Source organism: Streptomyces sp. adm13(2018) (assembly GCF_008042145.1).
Classification (GTDB): Bacteria; Actinomycetota; Actinomycetes; order Streptomycetales; family Streptomycetaceae; genus Streptomyces.
This window is the reverse complement of the sequence record NZ_RDBH01000141.1, coordinates 1,047,632-1,052,931: the sequence shown is the minus strand read 5'-3', so window position 1 is coordinate 1,052,931 and position 5,300 is coordinate 1,047,632. Positions and strand designations below refer to the sequence as shown.

Below are 5,300 nucleotides of genomic sequence, written 5' to 3'. Positions count from 1 at the left end.
GCCGGACGGTCGGGGCGGGGGCGACGCCCCGGGCGCGGCGGGCGCAGAAGGCGGCGAGGGCGGTGGTGCGTCCGGTGCCGGGGGCGCCGACGAGGGCGAGCACCGACGCCCCGCTGGTGGCGAAGCGGGCGAACTCGCGGACGCAGTCGGGTCGTTCGACGGGCTCGGGCCAGGAGTCGGGTTCCCGTACGGGTCCGGTGGAGGTGGCGGTGAGTTCCAGGATGGCGGCGAGGTTGAGGTCGGGGCCGTAGGCGGGGACGGTGGCCGCGTTGCGTCGGAGGAGGGTGGCGAGGCGGTCGTCGGTGCGCAGCCGCACCGCGTAGCCGGCGGCCCGGCGGTCGCCGTGCAGGGCGGTGCCGAGGACGGCGAGGACGGTGCCGGTGGCGATGTCGAGGACGGGGCCGCCCGCGGCCTGGCCGCCGAGCCGGAGGGCGTCGGCGCCTTCGGTGCCGACGGCGAGTTCCAGGGCGTCGGCGAGGGAGTGGAAGCGGTCGGCGGCGGTGTAGGTGACGGCGGCGGGGCCGAGGACCCGCGCCTCGCGCCAGCCGTGGGCGGGGATCCGGACGTAGGTGCCGGGTTCGATCTCGGGCCGGGTCGCGAGCGGCAGCGGCCGGACGCCGAGACCCTCGGTCCGGACGAGCGCGAGGCCGCTCTCCGGGAGGGGGATGACGGCGTCGGCCTCGGCGAGCCAGCTCCGGTCGCCGGGGGCGCGCAGGAGGACGCGGCTGAGCCCGTCGACGGCCTCGTGGCTGGTGACGACCGTTCCGTGGTGGTCGGCGAGGAAGCCGGTGCCGCGCGCCCGGCCCGCCGGATCGCAGATCCGCACCAGCGTCGCCAGGTCCCCGCGTCCCATGGTGTCGACGGTAGGTCGCCGGTGATCACGCGGGAGACCATCGGGAGGGAACACGCCCCCTGGCGCTCCCCCTTTCGCTTCGAGCGCCTCCCTGATCGGGTGATTCTCCGGCGTTCGGCCGGAAAGGATCTCGCGGGGGAACCCGGGGGGAGACGAGTGGGGCGGGCACGCGTGCGTGCCCGCCCCACTCGTGAGCCCGTGAGGAGCTCCGTACCGTTCGGATCAGCCGACTCAGCCGAACACGGCCAGGCTCTTGGCCTTGCCCTTCTGGTCCTCGACCAGGGCCAGCAGCGTCCCCCCGGGCCCGAAGACGGCGACGGGACCCGCCGGGTAGGCGGGCATCTCCAGGCGGACGCCGTTGAGGAGCAGCTTGGCGCGCTTCTCGTCGACGTCCCACCGGGGGAAGGCCGCCGAGGCCGCGTCGGCGACCGGCATGACCGTGAGCTCCTCCTGGAGCTGGTCGAGCGTCTTCGCCGAGTCCAGCTTGTACGGGCCGACCCGGGTGCGGCGCAGCGCGGTCAGGTGCCCGCCCACGCCGAGTCCGGCGCCGAGGTCCCGGGCGAGGGCCCGGATGTACGTACCGGAGGAGCAGACGACGGAGACGACCAGGTCGACGACGGGGGTGCCGTCCTCGGCGGTCGCCTCACGGACGTCGTACACCTGGAAGGAGGAGACGGTGACCGGGCGGGCCGGGATCTCGAACTCCTCGCCGCCCCGCACGCGGGCGTACGAGCGCTTGCCGTCGATCTTGATCGCGGAGACCTTCGACGGCACCTGCATGATGGCGCCGGTCAGCTCGGCGACGCCCGCGTCGATCCCCTCGCGGGTCACCTCGGAGGCGTCGACCGAGGCCGTGATCTCGCCCTCGGCGTCGTCGGTGACCGTCGTCTGGCCCAGGCGGATGGTGCCGAGGTACTCCTTCTCGGTCAGCGCGAGGTGACCGAGGAGCTTGGTCGCCCGCTCCACGCCGAGGACGAGGACACCGGTGGCCATGGGGTCGAGGGTGCCCGCGTGGCCGACGCGGCGGGTCCTGGCGATCCCGCGCATCTTGGCCACCACGTCGTGCGAGGTGAAGCCCGACGGCTTGTCGACGATGACGAGGCCGTCCTGGGGACCCCGCCCGGCCGGGGCCGGGGGGGTCTTCGCTGCGTTGCTCATTCGGCGGCTTCGTCCTCGCCCGGCTTCTTGTAGGGGTCGGCTTCTCCCGCGAAGGTGGCGCCCGAGGACGCCTCCCGCACCTGCTCGTCCGAGGCGCGCGCCTTGTCGAGGAGGTCCTCGATGGTCCGGGCGTTCTCCGGGAGGGCGTCGGCCACGAAGGTCAGGGTCGGGGTGAACTTGGTCCCGGCCGCGCGGCCCACGGCCGAACGGAGGATGCCCTTGGCGCTCTCCAGGCCGGCGGCGGCGCTCGCCCGGTCCTCGTCGTCGCCGTAGACCGTGTAGAAGACCGTGGCCTCCCGCAGGTCGCCGGTGACGCGGGTGTCCGTGATGGTCACGTGCGTGCCCAGGCGGGGGTCCTTGATGCCGCGCTGCAGCTTCTCGGCGACCACCTCCCGGATGAGGTCTGCCAGCTTCTTCGCCCGCGCGTTGTCGGCCACTGGTCCTTCTCCTTCTTTGCCTTGCTCAACATCAGTCTTCTTCAGTGTGGAGCCTGCGGCGCACCGACAGCAGCTCCACCTCGGGGCGGGCGGCGACGAGCCGCTCGCACCGGTCCAGTACGTCGCTGAGGTGCCCCGTGTCCCCCGACACCATCGCGACGCCGATCTCGGCCCGTCGGTGGAGGTCCTGGCCGCCGACCTCCGCCACGCTCACCGCGAACTTCCGCTGGAGCTCGGCGACGATCGGCTTGACGACGGAGCGTTTCTCCTTCAACGAACGAACGTCGCCGAGGAGCAGATCGAAGGACAGCGTCCCCACATACATGTGTGTCCGGATGTCCCGCCGGTTCGGGTTCGGTGTGCCCGCCGACCGCTCGGCGGGGACATCCGAAACCGTACACGCAACGGCCGGGGCCGATCGACGGAATAGTTTCCGCCGACCGGCCCCGGCTCACTGCTGCGATCGGACGCGATCAGGCGCGCGGCTTCTCGCGCATCTCGTACGTCGCGATGACGTCGTCGATCTTGATGTCGTTGAAGTTTCCGAGGTTGATACCGCCCTCGAAGCCTTCGCGGATCTCGGTGACGTCGTCCTTGAAGCGGCGCAGACCGTGGATCGTGAGGTCCTCGGCGATGACCTTGCCGTCGCGGACGAGGCGCGCCTTGGTGTTGCGCTTGACCTCGCCGGAGCGGATGAGGACACCGGCGATGTTGCCCAGCTTGGACGAGCGGAAGACCTCGCGGATCTCCGCCGTACCGAGCTCGACCTCTTCGTACTCCGGCTTGAGGAGGCCCTTGAGCGCCGCCTCGATTTCCTCGATCGCCTGGTAGATGACCGAGTAGTACCGGACGTCGACGCCCTCGCGCTCCGCCATCTGCGCGGCACGGCCGGCCGCACGGACGTTGTAGCCGATGACGATGGCGTCGGAGCCCATGGCCAGGTCGATGTCCGACTCCGTGACCGCACCCACACCGCGGTGCAGGACGCGGATGTCGACCTCTTCGCCGACGTCGAGCTGGAGCAGCGAGGCTTCGAGGGCCTCGACCGCACCGGACGCGTCGCCCTTGATGATGAGGTTGAGTTCCTGGACGAGACCGGCCTTGAGCACCTTGTCGAGGTCCTCGAGGGACACCCGGCGGACGCGCTTGGCGAAGGCGGCGTTGCGCTCACGCGCAGCGCGCTTCTCGGCGATCTGACGGGCCGTACGGTCCTCGTCGACGACCAGGAGGTTGTCGCCGGCACCCGGGACGTTGGTGAGACCCAGGACGAGGACGGGAGTCGACGGGGTCGCCTCCTCGACGTTGTTGCCCTTGTCGTCGAGCATCGCCCGGACACGGCCGTACGCGTCGCCGACCACCACGGTGTCGCCGATGCGCAGCGTTCCGCGCTGGACGAGGACGGTCGAGACCGCACCGCGGCCGCGGTCGAGGTGGGACTCGATCGCGATGCCCTGCGCGTCCTGGTTCGGGTTGGCCCGCAGGTCGAGCGAGGCGTCGGCGGTGAGGACGACGGCCTCCAGCAGGGAGTCGATGTGCAGACCCTGCTTGGCGGAGATGTCGACGAACATCGTGTCGCCGCCGTACTCCTCGGCCACCAGACCGAACTCGGTCAGCTGACCGCGGACCTTGGTCGGGTCCGCACCCTCGACGTCGATCTTGTTGACCGCGACGACGATCGGGACGCCGGCGGCCTTGGCGTGGTTGAGCGCCTCGATCGTCTGCGGCATGACGCCGTCGTTGGCCGCGACCACGAGGATCGCGATGTCGGTCGACTTCGCACCACGGGCACGCATGGCGGTGAACGCCTCGTGACCCGGGGTGTCGATGAAGGTGATCTTGCGGTCCTCGCCGTTGACCTCGGTGCCCACCTGGTAGGCGCCGATGCCCTGGGTGATGCCACCGGCCTCGCCCGCGACGACGTTCGTCTTGCGGATCGCGTCGAGCAGTCGGGTCTTACCGTGGTCGACGTGACCCATGACGGTGACGACCGGCGGACGGGAGACCAGAGCCTCTTCGCCGCCCTCGTCCTCGCCGAACTCGATGTCGAAGGACTCGAGGAGCTCGCGGTCCTCCTCCTCCGGGGAGACGATCTGAACCTGGTAGTTCATCTCCTCGCCGAGCATCGTCAGCGTGTCGTCGGAGACGGACTGCGTGGCCGTGACCATCTCACCGAGGTTCATCATCACCGCGACGAGCGACGCCGGGTTGGCGCCGATCTTCTCGGCGAAGTCGGTGAGGGAGGCACCGCGGGACAGCCGGATGACCTCGCCGCCACCGCGCGGGAGCATCACGCCGCCCACGGACGGGGCCTGCATGGCCTCGTACTCCTGGCGCCTCTGACGCTTCGACTTGCGACCGCGACGCGCGGGACCGCCGGGACGACCGAAGGCGCCCTGCGTGCCACCACGGCCACCGGGACCGCCGGGACGGCCACCGAAGCCGCCGGGACGACCGCCGAAGCCGCCGCCACCGGGACCACCCGGACGACCGCCGCCGCCACCGGGACCACCGGGACGACCGGCGAAGCCGCCGCCGCCACCGCCGGGACCGGCCGGACGACCGGCGAAGCCGGGACGACCGCCGCCGCCACCGCCGGGACCACCCGGACGACCGCCGGGGCCACCGGGACCACGGCCGCCGCCGCCCGGACCGGGACGCGGGCCGGCAGCGGGACGCTGCGGCATCATGCCCGGGTTGGGACGGTTACCGCCGGGCGCGCCGCCCGGACGGGGAGCCTGCGGACGGGGCATCCCACCGGGGGTGGGACGGGCGCCGCCCTGACCCTGCGGGCGCGGGGCGCCGCCGGGGCCGCCCTGCGGACGCGGGGCGCCGCGCGCCCGCAGGGTCAGGGC

At 72.2% G+C, this 5,300-nt stretch carries 5 protein-coding genes; all 5 read right to left on the bottom strand.

Annotated elements, in window-relative coordinates; translation table 11 throughout:
* Positions 1-853 (bottom strand): trypsin-like peptidase domain-containing protein (locus EAO70_RS32955; RefSeq protein WP_148006649.1); only part of this gene is annotated, 853 nt, incomplete at its 3' end.
* A gap of 231 nt (positions 854-1,084) precedes the next feature.
* Complete coding sequence (gene truB, locus EAO70_RS32950) at positions 1,085-2,011, bottom strand: tRNA pseudouridine(55) synthase TruB (RefSeq protein WP_148006416.1); 927 nt, start codon at positions 2,009-2,011, stop codon at positions 1,085-1,087.
* Positions 2,008-2,448 (bottom strand): 30S ribosome-binding factor RbfA, encoded by a 441-nt coding sequence (gene rbfA, locus EAO70_RS32945; RefSeq protein ID WP_148006415.1) that lies wholly within the window; start codon positions 2,446-2,448, stop codon positions 2,008-2,010. The genes truB and rbfA overlap by 4 nt, the downstream gene beginning before the upstream one ends.
* 31 nt (positions 2,449-2,479) lie before the next feature.
* A complete protein-coding gene (locus EAO70_RS32940; RefSeq protein WP_148006414.1) occupies positions 2,480-2,773 on the bottom strand; it encodes a DUF503 domain-containing protein in 294 nt (97 codons plus the stop codon).
* Between the two features lie 148 nt (positions 2,774-2,921).
* Positions 2,922-5,300, bottom strand: a 2,379-nt coding sequence (infB, locus tag EAO70_RS32935; protein ID WP_410091583.1) for a translation initiation factor IF-2, incomplete at its 5' end; no start/stop codon positions are given.

Coding starts and splice junctions, on each gene's coding strand:
- truB (WP_148006416.1), bottom strand. CDS start 2,011: ATGAGCAACGCAGCGAAGACCCCCCCGGCCCCGGCCGGGCGGGGTCCC.
- EAO70_RS32940 (WP_148006414.1), bottom strand. CDS start 2,773: ATGTATGTGGGGACGCTGTCCTTCGATCTGCTCCTCGGCGACGTTCGT.